The organism is Dactylosporangium sp. NPDC049140 (assembly GCF_040648435.1).
This window is the reverse complement of the sequence record NZ_JBEZDS010000024.1, coordinates 1-19,237: the sequence shown is the minus strand read 5'-3', so window position 1 is coordinate 19,237 and position 19,237 is coordinate 1. Positions and strand designations below refer to the sequence as shown.

Annotated in this window: 18 protein-coding genes; 14 read left to right on the top strand and 4 right to left on the bottom strand. The window is 73.1% G+C overall.

Annotation, left to right across the window (positions count from 1 at the left end):
- Positions 1–8: 8 nt before the first annotated feature.
- On the top strand, positions 9–887 hold the full coding sequence (locus AB0B76_RS32170) for a fructosamine kinase family protein (protein ID WP_360382481.1): 879 nt from the start codon (positions 9–11) through the stop codon (positions 885–887).
- A gap of 46 nt (positions 888–933) precedes the next feature.
- A complete protein-coding gene (locus AB0B76_RS32165; protein WP_360382480.1) occupies positions 934–1,737 on the top strand; it encodes a transglutaminase family protein in 804 nt (267 codons plus the stop codon).
- Here the strand turns inward: AB0B76_RS32165 and AB0B76_RS32160 are convergent.
- Positions 1,724–2,455, bottom strand: coding sequence for a TetR/AcrR family transcriptional regulator (locus AB0B76_RS32160; RefSeq protein WP_360382479.1), 732 nt, complete (start codon positions 2,453–2,455; stop codon positions 1,724–1,726). The genes AB0B76_RS32165 and AB0B76_RS32160 overlap by 14 nt on opposite strands.
- 46 nt (positions 2,456–2,501) lie before the next feature.
- Between AB0B76_RS32160 and AB0B76_RS32155 the strand changes: the two genes are divergently transcribed.
- Positions 2,502–3,902 (top strand): FAD-dependent oxidoreductase, encoded by a 1,401-nt coding sequence (locus AB0B76_RS32155; protein ID WP_360382477.1) that lies wholly within the window; start codon positions 2,502–2,504, stop codon positions 3,900–3,902.
- Here AB0B76_RS32155 and AB0B76_RS32150 read toward each other — a convergent pair.
- Complete coding sequence (locus AB0B76_RS32150; RefSeq protein WP_360382682.1) at positions 3,899–4,348, bottom strand: zinc ribbon domain-containing protein; 450 nt, start codon at positions 4,346–4,348, stop codon at positions 3,899–3,901. The two genes, AB0B76_RS32155 and AB0B76_RS32150, sit on opposite strands and share 4 nt — an antisense overlap.
- Positions 4,349–4,538: 190 nt before the next feature.
- On the opposite strand from AB0B76_RS32150, the gene AB0B76_RS32145 reads away from it, so the two are divergent.
- The 11 genes from AB0B76_RS32145 to AB0B76_RS32095 all read left to right on the top strand — a co-directional run bounded on the left by AB0B76_RS32145 (position 4,539) and on the right by AB0B76_RS32095 (position 16,823).
- Entirely contained in the window at positions 4,539–5,384 is an 846-nt protein-coding gene (locus AB0B76_RS32145; protein WP_360382476.1) for a transposase family protein, read from the top strand.
- A gap of 257 nt (positions 5,385–5,641) precedes the next feature.
- Complete coding sequence (locus AB0B76_RS32140) at positions 5,642–6,169, top strand: RNA polymerase sigma factor (protein ID WP_360382681.1); 528 nt, start codon at positions 5,642–5,644, stop codon at positions 6,167–6,169.
- The gene (locus tag AB0B76_RS32135) at positions 6,166–7,014 is read left to right on the top strand and encodes a hypothetical protein (protein ID WP_360382475.1); all 849 of its coding nucleotides are present in this window, start codon (positions 6,166–6,168) and stop codon (positions 7,012–7,014) included. The genes AB0B76_RS32140 and AB0B76_RS32135 overlap by 4 nt, the downstream gene beginning before the upstream one ends.
- Complete coding sequence (locus AB0B76_RS32130) at positions 7,011–7,901, top strand: ATP-binding cassette domain-containing protein (protein WP_360382473.1); 891 nt, start codon at positions 7,011–7,013, stop codon at positions 7,899–7,901. The genes AB0B76_RS32135 and AB0B76_RS32130 overlap by 4 nt, the downstream gene beginning before the upstream one ends.
- Positions 7,894–9,495, top strand: coding sequence for a hypothetical protein (locus AB0B76_RS32125; RefSeq protein ID WP_360382471.1), 1,602 nt, complete (start codon positions 7,894–7,896; stop codon positions 9,493–9,495). Before AB0B76_RS32130 ends, AB0B76_RS32125 begins: the two co-directional genes overlap by 8 nt.
- A complete protein-coding gene (locus AB0B76_RS32120) occupies positions 9,480–10,154 on the top strand; it encodes a hypothetical protein (protein WP_360382470.1) in 675 nt (224 codons plus the stop codon). Before AB0B76_RS32125 ends, AB0B76_RS32120 begins: the two co-directional genes overlap by 16 nt.
- Before the next feature lie 105 nt (positions 10,155–10,259).
- Positions 10,260–11,027, top strand: a complete 768-nt coding sequence (locus AB0B76_RS32115; RefSeq protein WP_360382468.1) for an IclR family transcriptional regulator — start codon at positions 10,260–10,262, stop codon at positions 11,025–11,027.
- 110 nt (positions 11,028–11,137) lie between these two features.
- On the top strand, positions 11,138–12,586 hold the full coding sequence (locus AB0B76_RS32110) for an extracellular solute-binding protein (protein ID WP_360382467.1): 1,449 nt from the start codon (positions 11,138–11,140) through the stop codon (positions 12,584–12,586).
- 125 nt (positions 12,587–12,711) lie between these two features.
- Entirely contained in the window at positions 12,712–14,583 is a 1,872-nt protein-coding gene (locus AB0B76_RS32105) for an ABC transporter permease subunit (protein ID WP_360382466.1), read from the top strand.
- Between the two features lie 139 nt (positions 14,584–14,722).
- A complete protein-coding gene (locus AB0B76_RS32100; RefSeq protein ID WP_360382464.1) occupies positions 14,723–16,105 on the top strand; it encodes a ricin-type beta-trefoil lectin domain protein in 1,383 nt (460 codons plus the stop codon).
- Between the two features lie 34 nt (positions 16,106–16,139).
- Entirely contained in the window at positions 16,140–16,823 is a 684-nt protein-coding gene (locus AB0B76_RS32095; protein WP_360382463.1) for a hypothetical protein, read from the top strand.
- On the opposite strand, the gene AB0B76_RS32090 is transcribed toward AB0B76_RS32095, so the two are convergent.
- Both AB0B76_RS32090 and AB0B76_RS32085 read right to left on the bottom strand, forming a co-directional pair.
- A complete protein-coding gene (locus AB0B76_RS32090; RefSeq protein ID WP_360382461.1) occupies positions 16,820–18,070 on the bottom strand; it encodes a hypothetical protein in 1,251 nt (416 codons plus the stop codon). The two genes, AB0B76_RS32095 and AB0B76_RS32090, sit on opposite strands and share 4 nt — an antisense overlap.
- A 98-nt stretch (positions 18,071–18,168) precedes the next feature.
- On the bottom strand, positions 18,169–19,237 hold a 1,069-nt coding region (locus AB0B76_RS32085), incomplete at its 5' end, for a cellulose binding domain-containing protein (RefSeq protein WP_360382459.1).

Below are 19,237 nucleotides of genomic sequence, written 5' to 3'. Positions count from 1 at the left end.
TGATCGTGATGTCCTCGATGTTGCTGATGGAGCGCCTACACCGGGCCGGGCTGGATGACGTCGTCGCCGTGGAGCCCGTGAGCGGTGGTCTCGCGGCGCTCGCCGGGATCGCCACCCGCCGCGACGCGCCGCCGGTGTTCGTCAAGGCGTTCGCCGAGGCGCCGGACGACGGCGTGTTCGCGGCCGAGGCCGAGGGGCTGGCCGCCCTGCGCGAGCTCGGCGGCCTGGCGACGCCCGACGTGATCCACGCCGACCGGGAGTTGCTGGTGCTGTCGGTCCTGCGGCCGCGGCCGGAGGGCGCGGCCTTCTGGGAGCGGTTCGCGCAGGCGCTCGCCCGGCTGCACCTGGGTACGACCCACCCGCGCTTCGGCTGGCAGCGCGACAACTGGCTCGGCCGCCGCCGGCAGGTCAACACCTGGGCCGAGGACGGGTTCGCGTTCTTCGCGCAGCACCGGCTGCTGCGGTGGCTCGGGGAGCCCCGCGTCGACGCCGCCCTCGGGCCCGCGGACCGGGCCGCACTGGAACGACTCTGCGACCGGCTGCCCGAGCTGCTGCCCGACCGGCCGGCCTGCCTGACCCACGGCGACCTGTGGGCCCAGAACGTCCTGGCCACCCCGGACGGGCGGCCCGCCCTCATCGACCCGGCCGTGTCCTACATGTGGGCCGAGGTCGACCTGGCCCACGTGTGGACGACCGCGCCCCCGCCCGATGCGCAGCGCTGCTTCGACGTCTACGCGGAGCTGACCTCGCTCGACGCCGGCTGGCGGGACCGCATGCCGATCATCCAGCTGCGCCAGCACCTCGCCGTGGTGGCCCAGTTCGACGACGACTGGGGCGCGGCCGGCCTGATCCGGGACACGCTCGCCCCGTTCCGCGTCCGCACCTGATCGTACGAGGTACGAATCGGAAACGTTGCGCGGTGACAATTGCCGCATGTGGACCCCGGGCGTCGCGGCGACGCTGACCTACGACATCGCCGCGCCGGCGGTGATCGCGCTGCAGATCGCGGCGGCCGACCGGCGCGACGACGAGATGCTCACGGCGACGCTCGACGGCACGGCGGTCGGCATCACCGAGGTCGCCGGCTCCGGCGGGCCGCTGGGCGGCCGGACGCACCTGGTGACCGGCGGCCCCGGGCGGCTGGTCGTCGCCTACTCCGGCAACGGCGCGGGCCGCCCGGCGCCGGCGCTCCCGCTCACCGACCTGGACCGGATCGTGGCGACGCGGCCCAGCCGGTACTGCCCGTCGGACCGGCTCGGCGGGTACGCCGCCCGCTACCGGCGCGCCGACGAACTCGCCACGGTGCGGGCGATCGTGGCCGGCGTCCACGAGTCGCTGGTGTACGACACGGCGGCGTCCGGCCCGACGACCGACGCGATCGACACCCTGCTGGCCGCGCGGGGGGTGTGCCGCGACTACGCCCACCTGACCGTGGCGCTGTGCCGCGCGCTCGACGTGCCGGCCCGGGTCGCCGCCGTGTACGCGCCCGGCCTGGACCCGATGGACTTCCACCTGGTCGCGGAGACCGCGGTCGGCGGCGAGTGGCTGGTGTGGGACGCCACCCGGCTCGCGCCGCGGCCGTCCCTGGTGCGCATCGCGACCGGGCGCGACGCGGCCGACGTGGCGTTCGGGACGGTGCTGGCGGGGACGGTCGAGCTGGTCGACCTGAGCATCACCGCGGTCGCCGACGGCGACCTCCCGGCGGACCGCCACGAGGGGCTGGTCAGGCTCCCGTAGGCCGCGCGGGGCCGGCCAGGGACTCCACCCGGTCCAGGAGGGCCTGGACGATGCCCTCCAGGACCATGTCGTCGTCGATCTCGGCGAGGTACGGCGCGGCCGCGGCGATGTGCGGGTAGCGCTGGGGCGGCAGCGAGCGGTACTCGTGCGACCACGCGGCCTCGTCGCCCTGCCGGCTCGACTCGTCGAGGGCGGCGTAGGCGCTGCACATCGCGGCGTACGAGAAGATCGTCTCGGAGTAGACCAGGTGCTGGAAGGCGGCCTGCTCCTCGGTCAGGCCCGCCTCGCGCAGCGCCCCCAGCACCGCTTCCACGGTGCGGAACTCCCCCGGGCGGCGGGTCGTGCGCAGGGCCACGATCGGGGCGATCGCCGGGTGGGCGACGAAGGTGCGCACCGTCTGCCGGGCCAGCCACTCCAGCCGCGGGCGCCACGCGAGGCCGGCCGGCAGCGCCTCCACGGTCGCGGCGACCAGCCGGTCGGCGACCTCCAGGATGATCTCGTCCTTGTCCCGGAAGTGGCGGTAGATGGCCGTCGGGTCCGCCCCCAGCTCCTTGCCCAGGCGCCGGACGGTGAGCGCGTCGGCGCCGGCCGTGGCAGCGAGGCGGCTCGCCGCGTCGATGATCAGCTCGGGCGTGAGCGCGGCGCGGGTTCGCAATCGGGTCTCCTGTCCGAAATCGGCGTCGTCCCGCCAATCGTAGGGCCGCGTCGGGAAGCTCACGCTCAACACTGTTGTCAACGGCGTTGACAACGACGATGATTGGGCCATGTCCACCGCTGTCCATGCCTCGCTCGCCGATGTCCGGCTCACCCCGTACTGGCTCGACGACCCCGGCCGGCCCGCCGCCCGGGCGCCGCTCACCGGCGAGCTCGAGTGCGACCTGGCCGTCGTCGGCGGCGGGTACAGCGGGCTGTGGACCGCGCTCATCGCCAAGGAGCGCGACCCCGGCCTCGACGTGGTGCTCGTCGAGGGCGACCGGATCGGGCACGCCGCCTCCGGGCGCAACGGCGGGTTCTGCCAGGCGAGCCTCACCCACGGGATCGGCAACGGCCTGCGGCGCTGGCCGGACGAGCTGGGCGAGCTGGAGCGCCTCGGCGCCGAGAACCTGGCGGCGATCGAGGCGGCGCTCATGCGGTACGACATCCGCTGTGACTTCGAGCGGACCGGCGCGCTGGATGTGGCCACCGCGCCCCACCACGTCGAGCTGCTGCGCGGGCACGCCGAGGCGGCCCGCGCGCTCGGGGCCGCGGTGGACTTCCTCGACGCCGGGGCGCTGCGCGAGGAGATCGACTCGCCGGCCTTCCTCGCGGGCATCTGGGATCGCGACGGTACCGCCCTGCTGCACCCGGCCCGCCTCGCGTGGGGCCTGGCCGAGGCGTGTGAGCGACTCGGCGTGCGGGTCTTCGAGGGCACCCCGGTCACCCGCCTGACCCGCGACCGCGGCGGGATCGCGCTGCACACCGGGCGCGGCCGGCTGCGGGCCGGGAAGGTGGCGCTGGGCACCAACGTGTTCCCGTCGCTGCTGCGGCGCACCCGGCCGTACGTTGTGCCGGTGTACGACTACGCGCTGGTGACCGAGCCGCTCACGGCCCGGCAGCGCGCCGCGATCGGCTGGCGGCGCCGGCAGGGCATGTCGGACTGCGGCAACCAGTTCCACTACTTCCGTCAGACCCGCGACCACCGGATCCTGTGGGGCGGCTACGACGCCGTGTACCACTTCGGCGGTCAGGTCCGCCCCGCCTACGAGCACCGGCCGGCCACCTACGACAAGCTCGCCGCGCAGTTCTTCACGGCGTTCCCGCAGCTGGAGGGGGTGCGGTTCACGCACGCCTGGGGCGGGGCGATCGACACGTGCACGCGCTTCTCGGCGTTCTTCGGCACCGGGCACCGCGGGCGGGTCGCGTACGCGGCCGGGTTCACCGGGCTCGGGGTCGGCGCGACCCGGTTCGGCGCCGAGGTGATGCTCGACCTGCTCGCCGGGGCCGACACCGCGCGCACCCGCACCCGGATGGTCCGCTCGCGGCCGCTGCCGTTCCCGCCCGAGCCGGTGCGCTGGGCCGGGGTGCAGCTGACGCGGCAGGCGATGATCAGCGCCGACGCGCACGGCGGGCGGCGCAACCTCTGGCTGCGGGCGATGGACCGGATCGGGTTCGGCTTCGACAGCTAAGAGTTGAGTCGAAACTCGTGGTCTGGCCCCGGGCGGGGCCTGTCCGGGCTGGTGGCGTGGTCCGCGCGTGGTCCCGGCAGCGGGCTGCCGTCGCTCATCGGGGGTTGCGCCGCCAGTGGTGTGACCGTTTCGCCGGCAGAGGCTACACCTTTGGTGGGTGTGGCTGCCGCCCCTACCGCCGTCCCAGCGGACGCTGGGGTGGAAGCGGGTGCGGTTGACCGGCGCAGGGCCTCTTGCTGCCCTGTAAGACGTTGCCGCAGCGCGGCTCGCAAGGTCGCATCGATGAACGCTGACCCGGGCACGTTCGGGTCGGTGAGGCGGACGCAGGCAGCCATCGCCGCCGCGACGAGGTCGCGGTCGCCGACCAGCCCGCACTGTGGGCAGTGGTGGGTGCCCTGGGCGAGTGGCTTCTTCGCACGGTGCCCGCACGGGCACTGCTGTGACAGGGCCGTCTGCTGGGTGCCGGCCCTCCGGAGCCGGCCGCCGGCGGCAACCGGCGGATCACGGCGACAGGGGCGTGTTCGTCACGGCGCCAGTTCCTGACCTTGGACTTGCCCCGGGTCCGGCGAACCGGCGCGGACACCAGCACAGGGTCGGGCATGCCGGTCACCTCCCGCTCGCGTCCGAACCGTACGGTTGATCTATCGGCAGGGGTTCATCGTAGAACTCACGTACGAAGGTTCCGTCACCGGCAACCCAGGCATGCAGCCCGTCTCGCGTCGATACTCACGGCTGATCGCACTGACCGGCCTCACCCCGGCTGCGCTCGCCACCCTCACTACTCGGGTCGCCGCGGCCCAGCCCGCCGCCACTGGCGGACCGTGGCGGCTTACGCTGCCCGACCGGGTCCTGCTCATCACCGCGGGGCTACGCACGAACCTCACGACCCAGGCGCTCGCCGCCGTATTCGGCATCAGCCAGTCGATGACCGTGCGCATCCAACGCCATCTGCTCCCGGTCCTGGCCGGCCTACCCCAACCTCGGACCCACCCCAGCCACGGACGGCGCTGCATCTGGGTCCTCGACGGCACCCTCATCCCCGTGCACGACCAGCAACGTGCTGCCGTGTCGAAGAACTACCGGCGCAGCGTCAACGTGCAACTCGTCATCCGCCGCTGCGACCGCGCTGTGATCGCCGCCGGGACCGCGTGGCCCGGCAACCGCAACGACATCGTCGTCGCCCGCGCTCGACACGGCGTCCTGCTCGCCGACCCACCCCGCCAGGTCCTTGTCGATGGTGGCTGTCGCTCGCTGCCCGGCGTGACTGGCCCGACCCGCGATCCGCACGCCAGGATTATCCGGGACGGGGCGTGGCGCCGTCACCGGCGCAGGCGAGCCGCCGTCGAACACGTCATCGCCCGGTTGAAAGACTGGCAGATTCTGCGGCAATGTCGCCGACCGGGCCGTGGCATCGACATCGCCGTTGCCGCCGTGACCGCGATCTACAACCACCGCCTCGACCACTTACGACTCAACTCTTAGGCCGCCGCGAAAGCCGGCTTCGCCGTTGTGGTGAGCCAGTCGTCGAAGGGACCGGTACGGATGGCACGGTGCCGGCCGTTCCAGTCGCGCTCGGGCAGCGGACGGCCGCTCGGCAGCGTACGCACGAGCCGCCGTGCCCATGCCATCATGTCGCCTACATCGGCGGGCCGCCGACCGGTTTGAGACCGCCCGAATTTTTTCCGGCGGGCGTGAACCGAATCGGGCACTCGATCCGATGAGGGGGCGTGAGGGACAGCATGGGCGATCGCGAACTGCTCGACCTGGTGGCCGTGGGCGACCGGGCGGCGTTCGAGGTCTTCTTCCGCCGCCACGGGGTGTGGCTGACGATGCGCCTGCGGTACCGATGCGCCGACCCCGCCGTCGTCGACGACGTGGTGCAGGAGACGTTTCTGGACGTGTGGCGGGGCGCGGCGCGGTACCGCGAGGACGGCGACGTCGCCGGATGGCTGTGGCGGATCGGGGCGCGGCGGCTCGTCGACGCGATGCGCGGGCACGGCTCCCGGGCCCGGCTGACCCGGCTGCTGGCCCGGCTGCGCGGGCGCGACGAGCCGTCCGCGGAGGAGCAGGTGCTCGCCGGGGTCGAGCACGGCGACCTCGCCGGGGCGCTGGCCCGGCTCTCGCCCGAGCTGCGCGCGGTCCTGCAGGCGACCGTGCTCGACGGGCTCACGACCAACGAGGCGGCGGCCTTGCTCGGCATCCCGCCCGGCACGGTCAAGACGCGGGCCTTACGGGCCCGCCGGCAACTTCGGCAGGAGCTGACATGACTCGATCCGCTGCGGGTGCGTGGCACGTGCCCGACGATGACCTGCGGCTCTACGCCGCGGGCCGGTGCGGGCCGCCGCTGCTGTGGTCCGTCGAATCGCACCTCGTCGCCTGCCCGGGCTGCCGCGACCGGCTCACCGCCGCGGCGGCCGCCGCCGAGCCGGCGCTGCTCGACGACGGCTGGGCCGGGCTCGACGCGGCGCTCGACGCGCCCGTGCCCGGTCCGCTGGAACGGCTGGTGCGCCGGGCCGGGGTGCCCGAGCCCACCGCCCGGCTGCTGGCCGCGACCCCGGCGCTGCGGCTGTCCTGGCTCGGCGCGGTCGCGCTCACCCTCGCCCTCACCGCGGTGTTCGCGCACGCCGCCGCGCCGCTGGTGTTCCTGGCCGCGGCGCCGCTGCTGCCGCTGCTGAGCGTCGCCGTGTCGTTCGGGCCGGGCATCGACCCGACCTACGAGCTGGGCCTCGTCGCGCCGATCAGCGCGCTGCGGCTGCTGCTGGTGCGGGTGGTCGCCGTCGTCGCGGTCAACGCGTTGCTGTGCACCCTCGCCAGCCTCACCCTGCCCGACCTGGGCCTCGCCGCGGCCGGGTGGTTCCTGCCGTCGCTGGCGCTGACCGTGCTCACGCTGCTGGTGGCCACCCGGCTGGGCATGGCGGCCGCGGCGGCCGCGGTCGGGGTCGGCTGGGCCGTGCTGGTCGCCCTGACCCTGTCGGCCCCGTTCACCGCGGCCGGGCAGGTGGCCAGCGCGGTCGCCGCGGCGGTCGCGTGCACGCTGTTCTCCCGGCGGGCCCGGGCGTTCGACCCGTCCCGCCTGTTCCCGCGCAGCGCATTCACCAGGAGGCTTCGATGAGCACCGACACCGCCGCACCCGGCACCGATGTCGCGGTCCGGGGCCGTGGGCTCACGTTGCGGTACGGGCGGAAGGTCGCCCTCGACGATGTCTCGATCGGCCTCGGCACCGGGGTGACCGGGCTGCTGGGGCCGAACGGGGCGGGCAAGACGACGCTGCTGCGGATCCTCGCGACCGCGGTGGCGCCCGACGCCGGCGAGCTGCGGGTGCTCGGCCACGACCCGCTGAGCGGGCCCGGGCGGCTCGCGGTGCGGCGGCGGCTCGGCTACCTGCCGCAGGACCCCGGCTTCCACATGACGTTCACGGCGTTCGAGTTCGTCGACTACGTCGCGATCCTCAAGGAGCTCACCGACCGGCGGGCACGCCACGCGGAGGTCCGCCGGGTGCTCGACGCCGTCGGGCTCGACCAGCACCGCCGGGCCCGCATCCGCACCCTTTCCGGCGGCATGCGGCAGCGGGTCGCGCTCGCCGCGGCGCTCGCCGGCGACCCGGCGCTGCTGGTGCTCGACGAGCCGACCGTCGGCCTCGACCCGCAGCAGCGGATGCGCTTCCGGGAGCTGTTCGCCGACCTCGGCGAGCGGCGCGTGGTGCTGCTGTCCACCCACCAGACGGAGGACGTCATGTCGCTGTGCCGGGACGTGGTCGTCATCGACCAGGGCCGGGTCCGGTTCGCCGGGCCGCCCGCCGGCCTGGCCGCGCTCGCCGAGGGGCGGGTCTGGACCAGCGCGGTGCGGGAGCCGGCGGCGCTCGCGTCGTGGCGGACCGGCACCGGCGCGTTCCGGCACGTCGGCGACCCGCCGGCCGGGGCCGAGCTGCTCGCCCCGACGATCGAGGACGGCTACCTCATGCTCGTCGACGGGCGCGCGGGCGGCGACGGCCGTGACTGACCTCATGACCGCGCCGGCCGTCCCCGTCGCCGCCGGTGCGCGGGCCGGCTCCGGGCGGGCGATGCTCGCGCTGGCCCGGGTCGAGTCGGTGCGGCTGCTGCGCCACCCGTTCACGCTCGCCGCGCTCGCCCTGTTCCTCCTGCCCTGGGCCTACGGGCTGCTCACCGGGTCCGCCGGCGACTTCCCGGTGCTGCACGAGGCCACCGTCGACATGCAGCTGCTCGGCCTGTTCGCGCTCGGCAGCGGCGCCCTGATGACCGCCAACCTGGCGATGCTGCGCGGGCAGCGGCACCACACCGAGGAGCTCGACGCGACGCTGGTGCTGCCCCGGCCGTGGCGGGTCGGGGCCGTGCTCCTGGCGCTGCTGCCCTACGCGCTGCTCATCACGCTCGTCCTCGGGGTGCGGCTGGGCGAGCTCGCGCTGCGGCCGGGCGCCGTGGGCCGGCCCGACCCGGCCGAGCTCCTGCTCACGCCGGCCGTCGCGGTCCTGTTCGGCGCGGTCGGGGTGCTGGTCGCCGTGGCGTTGCGCTCGGCGATGTGGGGGCCGCTCATCCTCATGGCGCTGCTGACCGGGGTGCTCGCGGCGTCGATCGCCGGGGCCGAGGGGGCGCTGTGGGTGCTCCGGCTGACGCCGATCACGCCCGACCTCGACGAGTACTCGGTGCCGAGGTCGCTCGTCGACCGCACGCCCGGCTGGCACCTGCTGTACGTGCTCGGCCTGCTCGCCGTCGCGGCCGGCGCCGCGCTGGCCCGGTCCGGCGGGCGGCGCCTGCTCGTGCCGCTGGCCGTCGTGGCCGCGCTCACCGCCGGGGCCGGGGCGGCCCAGTTCCGCGGCGATCCCGCACTGGACCGCCGGCGCGCCGACGTCACCCGCGACCCGGCCGCGGTGGAGACGTGCCGGCAGCTCGGCGCGGTGCAGTACTGCGCGATCGGCGAGTTCGCGCGGTGGATTCCGGCCTGGGACGAGGTGGTCCGGGGCGTGCTGCGCCCGGCGCCGTCGATCGCCGGGCCGCCGCTGGTCGTGCGGCAGCGGATCTGGCTCACCGGCCGCCCCGCCAACGGCGGGGGCGCGTACGCCGGCGACGCGCGGCAGGACGAGGACCGTCTGCGGGTCTGGAGCGCCGCCGACGCCGCGGCCGGGCACGCGGGGGCCGTGCTGGTCGGCTCCGCCTGGCGGTCGGACGCGGACGCGGCCACCCTCGCGGCGAACGTCGCCTTCCGCGTGCTGACCGGCGCCGCGCTGACGACCCAGATGCCGATCTGCGGGTCGCGGGGCGCGCTGCTGGTCTGGCTGGTCGGCCAGGCGACGCCGGGCACCGCGAAGGGCCTGCGCATGCTCGACGAGCAGTCCTCGGGCGCCCTCGCGTTCGCGGACATGAGCCTGCTCACCTCGACCATGGTCCCGGACCGCGAGGCGACGCCGGCCCTGGCGCTGCTGTCCCGGCCGGCGAGCGAGGTCGCCGCGCTCGTACGGCGGAACTGGGGCGAGCTGGCCGACCCGGCCACGTCGCTCGAACGCTTCGGCGACCTGCTCGGCGTGGCCGTCCCGGCGGCGCCCCCGGCCGAGGAGCGCACCGTATGCGGCGGCAACTGACCGCCCGCCGCGGCGTTCTGTCCGCGCTCGTGGGGCCGACCCTGCGGGCGATGCGGCCGGCGCCGGTGGCGGGCGCGCTCGCGGCGGCGCTGCTCGTCGTGGCCGTGCCGGCGGTGCTCGGCCTCGACCTCGAGGCCGACGACCACGCCCGGCTGCTGCGCTTCGCCGCGGTGTGCGCCGCGACCGGCCTGGCGTTCACCTTCGACGACCCGGCGAAGCCGACCACGCTCGCCGTGCCGGTGCCATCCCGGTGGCCGGCCACGATCCGCGGCGCCTTCGGTCTCGCGGCGTTCACGGCCTGGTGGGCGGCGGCGGTCGCGCTCACCTACGCCGGGGCCGACGAACTGCGGCTCCCGGTGCCGGGCCTGACGCTGGAGGCCGTGACCGTCGCCGCTCTGGCCCTGGCCGCCTCCGCGGTGACGTGCCGGTTCAGCGCCCGCGGGGTCGGCGGCCCGATCGCCGCCCCGGCCGCGCTGGGCCTGGCGCTCGCGGTCGCCGTGGCCCCGACCACGCCACCGATGTTCGTGCCGGCCACCGTGCGCGGCGCCGTGTGGACCGCGGTCCACGAACGCTGGGCGGCACTCCTGGCGCTCGTCCTCGCCGCAATCGTCACCGCGGTGGCGGCTCCGGCCCGGCCGACCGCCCGGTCGCGACGCTGACCGCTCCCGACCCCGTCCCGCCGGCGTGGGCCAGGCACTATCCTGCCGAACTACCGTCGCGTCGAAATCCCGGACGCGGTCCGGTATTTCGAAAGGACTCTCCACATGCCCCGCGTGGTACCGGCGGTCATCCGCACCCTCGACATCCTCGAACTGTTCCTGGACCGCCCCCGGCTGTCGGCTCGCGACATCACCGAGCAGCTCGGCCTGCCCCGCACCACCGTCCACGAGCTGCTCGTCACGCTCGTCGCCCGCTCGTACCTGATCGCCGTGCCCGGCCAGCCGGTCCAGTTCCGGCTCGGCATGCCGGTGTTCCAGCTCGGCGCCGCGTTCGCCGGCCAGCTGGATCTCGTCCGCGAGGCGCAGGACGTGGCGCAGGACGTCGCCGCCGCCTGCAACGAGGCCGTGCACGTCGCCGTGCTCAACGGCGCGGACGTGATCTACCTGGTGAAGGTCGACAGCACGCATCCCGTCCGGATGGTGTCCGCGGTCGGCCGGCGGCTGCCCGCGCACTGCACGGCCGTCGGCAAGATGTTGCTGTCGAGCCTTGACCCGGCCGCCCTCGACGCGCTCCGGCCGGGCGGCGACCTGCCCGGCATGACGCCGCACAGCATCACCGACGCGGATCGGCTGCGCGCCGAGCTCGACGGCATCCGCGCCGCAGGCGTGGCGGTCGACGACGGCGAGTCCGACACCGCCGTCCGCTGCGTCGCGGCGCCGATCCGCGACCACACCGGCACGACCGTCGCCGCGATGAGCGTCTCCGCGCCGATCATCCGCTGGACGCCCGCGACCCACGCCGAGTGGACCGGGCTGGTCCGCGAGGGTGCCTCCGCCCTGTCGGCCCGGCTGGGGTACCGGATGCCGGGCTGACCCCGCGGCCCGGCGCCATATCGAAGCTCATTGACACCTCCGCACCGGGTCCTCTACCGTCGCGTCACCCGAATCGATATTTCGAACTCTGTTCGAGATATCGAACCGAAATGGAGGCGATGGCCATGGACGACAAGCCGTTGTGGTCCCGGCGCGGCTTTCTGGGGATGGGAGTGGGCGTGCTCGGCGCGGCCGGTCTGGCCGCGTGCGGGGACGGCCCCTCGAAGTCGACGCCCAAGGTGCAGCCGGAGGTACCGCAGGAACTGCTCGACGCCGCGACTTCGCTGAAGGGCGCCTCGATGGGGGTGCTGTCGCAGAAGCTGTACTCGACGGCGGCGAACGCGGCGCTCGACAGCTCGATCAAGACGTTTGCCGACGCCACGGGGACGAAGATCGAGAACAGTCTGGTCCAGGCCGACGCCGGTGACGTGGTGGCCAAGATCGACGCCGAGGTGAAGGGCGGCGTGGCGCGCGACCTGGCGTTCATGACCGACTCGCGGTTCGTCGCGCAGTTCCATTCACTGGGCGACCTGGAGGACGTGACGGACGTCGTCACGGCGCTGAAGGCCAAGTACGGCGAGCCCTGCGCGGAGGCCAAGAACTTCTGCGTCTTCGACGGCAAGTGGTTCGCCATCCCGTACCACTTCATCGGGATCGGGTCGTTCCTGCGCAAGGACTGGATGCACGACAAGGGCATCACCCCCAAGGATGTCTACAGCTGGGAGGAGCTGCGGGACCTGTGCCTGGCGATCTCCGATCCGGGCCAGCGCCGGTACGGCTGGGGCATGACCGTGAACCGGTCCGGTGACGCCAACGGCATGATCGAGGCCCTGATCAACTCCTACGGCGGGTCGATCGCCGACAACGACGGCAAGAAGGTCACGTTCGAGTCCCCCGAGACGGTGCAGGCGGTGACCTTCCTGGGCGACATCTACACCAACCCCAAGTACAAGGCGATGCTCCCGCCGGGGGTCGCCGCCTGGACCGACTCCAGCAACAACGAGAACTGGCTCGCCGGAATCCTCGGCTACACCCGCAACCAGTTCAGCGTCTACGCGGATTCCAAGACCAAGAAGAACCCCGTCTACGGCAACACCCACGTCTTCCCCGACTGCATCGGGCCGGCGACCGACAAGCCCCTGCTGCTCGGCCAGTCCCAGGGCTTCGTCGTCTTCAAGGGCGCCAAGAACCCTCAGCTCGCCAAGCTCCTGGCGCAGTACCTGGTCAGCGCGAAGGCGCTGCTCGGAGTGGCCCGGGAAGCGCCCGGCCTGGCGTTGCCCGCCTGGGACAAGGTCTGGGATGCCGACCCGTTCTTCACCAGCGGCGACCCGGCGTTCCCCGTCCTACGCAAGATCACTCAGCTGTCGCTGCCGCTGACCACGAAGAACGGCCTGGCCTTCCCGCAGAAGGCCAGCGCGGGCCAGCAGGCCGTCGTCGCGGCCTACGTCCTCACCGACATGATGCAGCAGGTCCTGCAGGGAACGACGCCCGCCAAGGCCGTGAACGCCGCCCACACGAAGATGGTGCAGATCTTCAACCAGCAGGGGCTGCCGCAGTGACAGCGGCCCGGACAGTGCCCTCCCCGGCGGCGAGGACCTCCTCGCCGCCGGGGCGCGGCTCCCTCACGGCGACCCAGCGGAGGCTGGGCCGCGACTGGCGTTTGGCGGCACTGTTTCTGGCCCCCATGGCCGTGCTGGTCGGCGGGCTCGTGCTCGTGCCGATCGCCCGGTCGGTCTTCACCAGCACGACGGAGCGGCACGGGCCGGACACCGTGTCGGTCGGCCTGGACAACTACACCGCCCTGATCGGCGACCAGCAGTTCCACACGGGCGTGGCGAACTCGTTCGTGTTCACCGCGTACGCCGAGGTGTTCAAGGTGGTGCTGGGGCTGTCCGCGGCCCTGCTGCTGCACCATCGGCGGCGCGGGCGGGCCGTGCTGGCCGGGTTGCTGCTGCTGCCGTGGGTGGTGCCGACGGTGGTGACGGCGTTCAGCTGGCGCGCGCTGCTCGACCCGATCTTCGGCAGTGTCAACGCACTGCTCACCGGCTCGGGGATCGGGCCGCTGCTGGCCGGTGCCCACCTGGTCGACGGCTGGCCCGCGGGCTGGCTGTCCGACCCGTCGCTGGCCATGCCGTCGGTGATCCTCGTCAACGTCTGGAAGGGGGTGCCGTTCTTCACCGTCACGTTCCTCGCGGGGTTGAAGGCCATCCCGGCCGACCTGTACGAGGCGGCGACCATCGACGGCGCCTCGTCGTTGCAGCGGTTCGTCCATGTGACCCTGCCCGGACTGCGCCACGTGATCACCGTGACGGTGACCCTGTCGTCGATCTGGACGTTCAACAACTTCGACCTCATCTGGCTGCTGACGCAGGGCGGCCCGGGCGACGCGACCGCGCCGTACGTGCTCGTCGCCTACACGAAGGCGATCCTGCAGCTGCAGTACGGCGCCGGGGCGGCGGTCACGCTCGTCATGCTGCCGGTCATCGGCGGCCTGGTGTACGTCCTGGTCCGGTCGATGCGCCGGGACGCCGGCGCCGCGCCGCGCCGCCCGGCCGGAAAGCTGCGGAAGGCGCGGCCGTGGGTCATCGCCGGGGCCGTCGCCCTGCTGCTGCTCTGGGCCTCGCCGCAGATCTTCTGGAAAGCGGCGGTGGTACTCGGAGCAATCCTGCTGATCGCGGTGGCGGTCGGGCGGGTGGTCTCGGCACTGCCCACCCGGGGCCATCGCCGGGCGTCGTCGCTGGTGTCAAACCTGGGGTCCGGTGTCGCGCTCGCCGGGTTGCTCGCCTTCGGGCTGGGGCCGCTGTACTGGATCGCCGTCACCGCCTTCAAGTCCGAGGACCAGATCGTCATGCACTACAGCGACCTGTGGCCGACGCCCTGGACCCTGCAGCAGTTCGCTGACCTGTTCGCCAACCAGCCCTTCGGCCGCTGGTACGTCAACACCGTGGTGGTGTCCCTGGCGTCCACCACGGTGGCCCTCGTCTGCGCCGCCCTGGCCGGTTACGCGCTGGCCCGGCTGCGGTTCCGCGGGGCGCAGAGTTTCACCGTCACGGTGCTGCTCACCTACGTGATGCCGGGCGCGCTGCTGTTCATCCCGCTGTACCAGCTGCTCATCGGGGTGCGGCTCACCGACTCGCTGTGGTCGCTGGTGCTGACGTACCCGACCTTCACGCTGCCGTTCGCGACCTGGCTGCTGACGGGGTACTTCTCGTCGATCCCGGTCGAGCTGGAGGAGGCCGCACTGGTCGACGGCTGCAGCCGCATCCAGGCGTTCCGCCGGGTGGTGCTGCCCCTGGCCCGGCCGGGGCTGCTGGCGGTCGCGCTGTTCACCCTGACCAACGCCTGGAACGAGTTCCTCTTCGCCTTCGTCTTCATCACCAAGGACGAGTACAAGACGCTCCCCGTCGGGATGCAGTCGATGATCGCCGGGGACGTCGTGCCGCAGGGCCAGCTCGCCGCCGCGTCGCTGCTCGTCAGCATCCCCGTGGTGCTCATGTACGCCTTCGGGCAGCGCTTCCTGACCGACGGGCTCACCGCGGGGGCGGTGAAAGGCTGACCCCCGCCTCGCGCGCGGCGCGATCACCCCCGTTGGTGATGTTGTATTGCCGCCACAATCCGGCAATGTCGCACCGAGCGGCGGTCGTGTTAATGTCCGCATACATCGATCCGCTTCGACGCTTTGGTTTGGGATCGCCATGCAGACGCGCCGCGCGCTCGCCGCGCTTGTCGCCGCCGTCGGACTCGGCGCGGCCGTGACCTCGCCCGCCTGGGCGGCGCCGGTGACGATCACCCCGGCAACGGTGTGGAACGACACCTCCGGCCACGTCATCCAGGCCCACGGCGGGGACATCAGCAAGGTCGGCGGCGTCTACTACTGGCTCGGCGAGGACAAGACCAGCGGCTCACCGTTCCAGAACGTCAAGTGCTACTCGTCGGCCGACCTGAAGAACTGGACGTTCGTCGCGAATGTGCTCACCCGCCAGTCCGGCGGCGATCTCGGCCCCAACCGCATCGTCGAGCGCCCGCACGTCATCTACAACGCCGCCACGGCGACGTACGTGATGTACATGCACATCGACAACAGCAGCTACTCCGAGCGCCGCAGCGGGGTGGCCACCAGCAGCAGCATCTGCGGCACCTATCAGTACCGGGGCAGTTTCAAGCCCGCCGGCCACGACAGCCTGGATGACAACCTGTTCCTGGACGGCGGCACCGGCTACCTCATCAGCGAGGACCGCACCAACGCCAAGCTGCAGATCTACCAGCTCTCGGCCGACTTCCTGAGCGTGTCGGCGCTGGTCAAGACGCTCAACCAGTACGAGTCACCGGCGATGGTCAAGGTCGGCGGCACCTACTACCTGTTCGGCTCGCACCTCACCGGTTGGAACACCAACGACAACCAGTACACGACGGCCGGCTCGATCACCGGGACCTGGAGCGCCTTCCGCAGTTTCGCACCGGCCGGCACCAACACCTGCAACTCCCAGACCACGCAGATCCTGCCGGTGTCGGGCAGCAGCAGCACCGGCTACCTGTTCCTGGGCGATCGCTGGAACCCCGGCAACCTGGCCGACTCCCGCTATGTCTGGCAACCGCTGACCATCGGCGGCACCAGCGCCACGATGACCTGCCAGTCGAGCTGGACCGTCGACACCGCGACCGGCACGGTCGGGCCGGCCGACGGCGGCAACGCCACCGGGGTCCTGCGCGGCGTGGGCTCCAACCGATGCCTTGACGTGCCGAACCAGTCGACCGCCAACGGTACGCAGGTGGCCATCTGGGACTGCAACGGCGGCACCAACCAGCAGTGGACCCTCACCACGGGCAGACAGCTCATGGTGTACGGCACGAAGTGCCTCGAGGTCGCCGGCCAGTCGACGACCGCCGGCGCGGCCGCCCAGATCGCGACGTGCACCGGCGCCGCCAACCAGCAGTGGAACGTCAACGCCAACGGCACCGTCACCGGTGCCCAGTCCGGCCTGTGCCTCGACGTCACCGGCGCCGCGACCGCCAACGGCACCAAGGTCGAGATCTGGACCTGCAACGGCGGCGCCAACCAGTCCTGGACCCGCTCCTGACCATGCCCCCGTGATCCCGGAAAGGCGGACGGAGATGCCACCCGGTGAGCAGGGGCTGCGCCGAAACCTCGCGACGGCCGCCGGGGACGCCGGCCCGCCCGGGCTGACCGCGCCCCGGACGCGCCACCGCCGAGCGGTCCTCAGCGCCGCGGCGGCCGTCGCCTCGGTGCTGGTCGTGACCGCGGCGATCGGTGCCTGGACCACGGGCGGCGGCCCGACGTCGGTGTACATGTGTGGCGAGCGGCTCCGCCTGCCCGACGCCGCCTCGAGCCGGGGCGGCCTGACCATGTCGCTGACCGTCCGCGGGGCCGGGACCGACCGCGGGCCCGACCTCACGGTGACGTTCACCGCGAAGTCCGGCCTGGTCGTCACGGCCAGCCCGCCGGAGCTGTTCCAGGTGCTGTACCTCGAGGACGGCGTCATCGTCGGCGGCGGCCCGATGCTGAACCGGCCGGGCGACACGAGCGCCCAGGGCCTGGACGCGATCGGCCGCCGGTTCACCGTCGGCCCGGGCGCCCCGAGTGAGCAGCGCCTCGGCCCCCGCGACACCCTGTGCCCGGCGCTGACCTGGTCGCGCGTGTGGTCCCACGCGAGCCGGTACGACGTCGTCGTCGTGCAGGGCCCCCTCGAACCGACCGGCCCGGACGAGGCCGCGCTCGGCATCCCGCTCCCGCTGGACGCCGCGCTGCTTGTCGCCCGGGCCCGCCTGGCCGGTTAGGCCACGGGCGCCAGCTGCATCGCGAACTGGCTGTAGATGTACGGCGCCTCGGTCCAGCGGGTCGTACTGCCGCCGCCCCAGCTCACGATGCCCCGCGCCTGCCGGGTGGTGCCGCTCAGGGAGAACACGAGCCCGCCGCTGTCGCCGGGTTGGGACGCGGTCTGCCCGTCCACCTGATGCGCCTCGACGCCCCGGTGCCCCACCCCGTTCGACCCGGTCCAGGTGATGTTGTCGCCGGTGACCCGCAGGCCGCAGACGATCTTCGAGCTGAAGCCGTCCTGACAGGTCATGTCGCCGTTGTACGACCAGCCCGAGCCGCTGACGTTGTAGATGTTGTTCGCCGGTCCGTCCCACTCGCGGCCGCCGGTGATCCCGGTGCTGCTGGTGTCGATGGCGATCGCGTCGTCGAGGTTGTCGCGGTAGGTGGCGGTGCCGATGAAGTTGAACCCACCGCCGGACCAGCCGGTGTAGACCGACGCGTTGTCGTTGAAGCAGTGCGCGGCGCTGATGAGGAACGACCGGTTGTCCGAGATGCGCCGCGAGGGCAGCCCGGAGGTGCAGCTGTACACGGCGGACTCCGACGTGCTGGCCGAGGCGAGCGCCTCGCCGGCGATCCACGGCTGGGTGTCGCGCACCCGCGAACGGTCGGCGCCATCGCTGGCCGGCTCCAGGACGACGGGCACCCCGTTCGGCGCCGCGAGCCCGGCGCCCGACGCCGGCAACGCCCGGGCCGCCCGGCCGGTGTCGCGCACCCGCACGTGCAGGGCCGTCCCGTCGGCCGGCACCACGATGCTCTCCACGGTCAGGTCGGCCGCCTCGGACCCGGCCAGCAGCGCGTCCCGCCCGGCCTCCAGCGCCGCCCGGGTGAGCGGGCTACGGGCGAACCGGGCCGGCCGGGCGTCGAGCCGGGCGTCGGCGGCGCGCATCGCCGCCAGGAACGCCTTCTGCCGGCCGAGGTCGGTGAGGTAGACGGTGACGGCCCCGGCCGTTGCGTCGATCTGCACGCCCGAGAACACGCCGCTCTCCTGCGACCGGCCGACCGTGCTGGCGACGTCCGCAACGGCCCGCAACGGGTCGAGAATCTTCGCCTGCTGCTGCGGCGGCAGGGCGGCGATCTGCGAATAGGTCAGCGGGGCGGGCGCCGCCTGCGCGGTCCCCGCCCCGATGCCGGCGACGACGACGGCCGCCGTCACGATGACGGCAAGGCGCAACGATCGAAGCATGTACTCCCCCTCGTAGATGAGCATCGATTGCTGCCACCATATGGACCGCGCCGGCGCCTCGCCGCCCCGCCGCTACATTCCCGGGCAAAACGATGCACCGTGGCCGCGGAGGCGAGCTGGGCCTACCCGGCGGTACAGGCGGAGCCGTTGAGGGTGAATCCGTCCGGCTTGGCGGCGTTGCCGGTGTGGGTGGCCTGGAAGCCGATGTCGGTCGAGGCGCCGGGCGCGAGGACGGCGTTGTAACCGGCGTCGGTGGCGGTGACGCGGCCGCCGGCCGAGGTGTAGGTGGCGTTCCAGCCGCCGGTGATGGTCTGTCCACTGGGGAGGGTGAAGACCAGCGACCAGTGGTTGATGGTCGTCGTACCCGTGTTGGTGATGGTGATGGCGCTCGTCAGCCCGGTGTTCCAGGCATTGATGGTGTCGGAGACGCGGCACGCGGCCGATCCTGTGGACGGCGACGAGGACGGCGACGACGGCGGGCTGGACGAGGGCGACGAGGAGGGCGACGACGGCGGGCTGGACGAGGGCGCCGGGCTGGACGAGGGCGGCGGGCTGCTCGCGCCGTCGAGGCCGAGGAAGCTGATGGCGTACGCGAGCTGGCCGGTCTGCGGCAGCTGGTGGCCGACGCCGGCGATGCTGATGCCCTCGACGGTGGCCTGGGTGCCGGTGTTGCCGTAGCGGGTGCGGGTCCAGCTCGACTGCGGGTGGTCGGTGAACGTCGCGGTCTGGCTCAGCCCGTTCAGGTTGGTCCACTGCTTGAGCTCCTCGCCGAAGTTCGGATAGGCGAGGGTGGTGTCGGTGGTCCCGTGCCACAGCTGCATCCGCGGATAGGAGCCGGTGTAGCCGGGGTACATGGCCCGGGCCTGGTCGCCCCACTGCTGCGCCGTCTTGATGACCGTGCCGCCGGAGCACTGGCTGTTCCACAGCGACCCGTTCGTGGTCGCGAAGCACCCCGCCGGCACGCCCGAGAACGCCGACGCGGCGGCGAACACGTCCGGGTACTGCGCGGCCAGGACGTTTGTCATCATCGCCCCGGAGGAGAACCCGGACACCACGATCCGGCCCGCGTCGATCGCGTAGTGCGAGCGGGCGTACGCGACCATCGACATGATGCCGGTGGAGTCGCCGCCGCCGTTGCGCTTCAGCGCGGCCGGGGTGGACACGTCGAAGCAGTGCCCGTCGCGGGTCGCC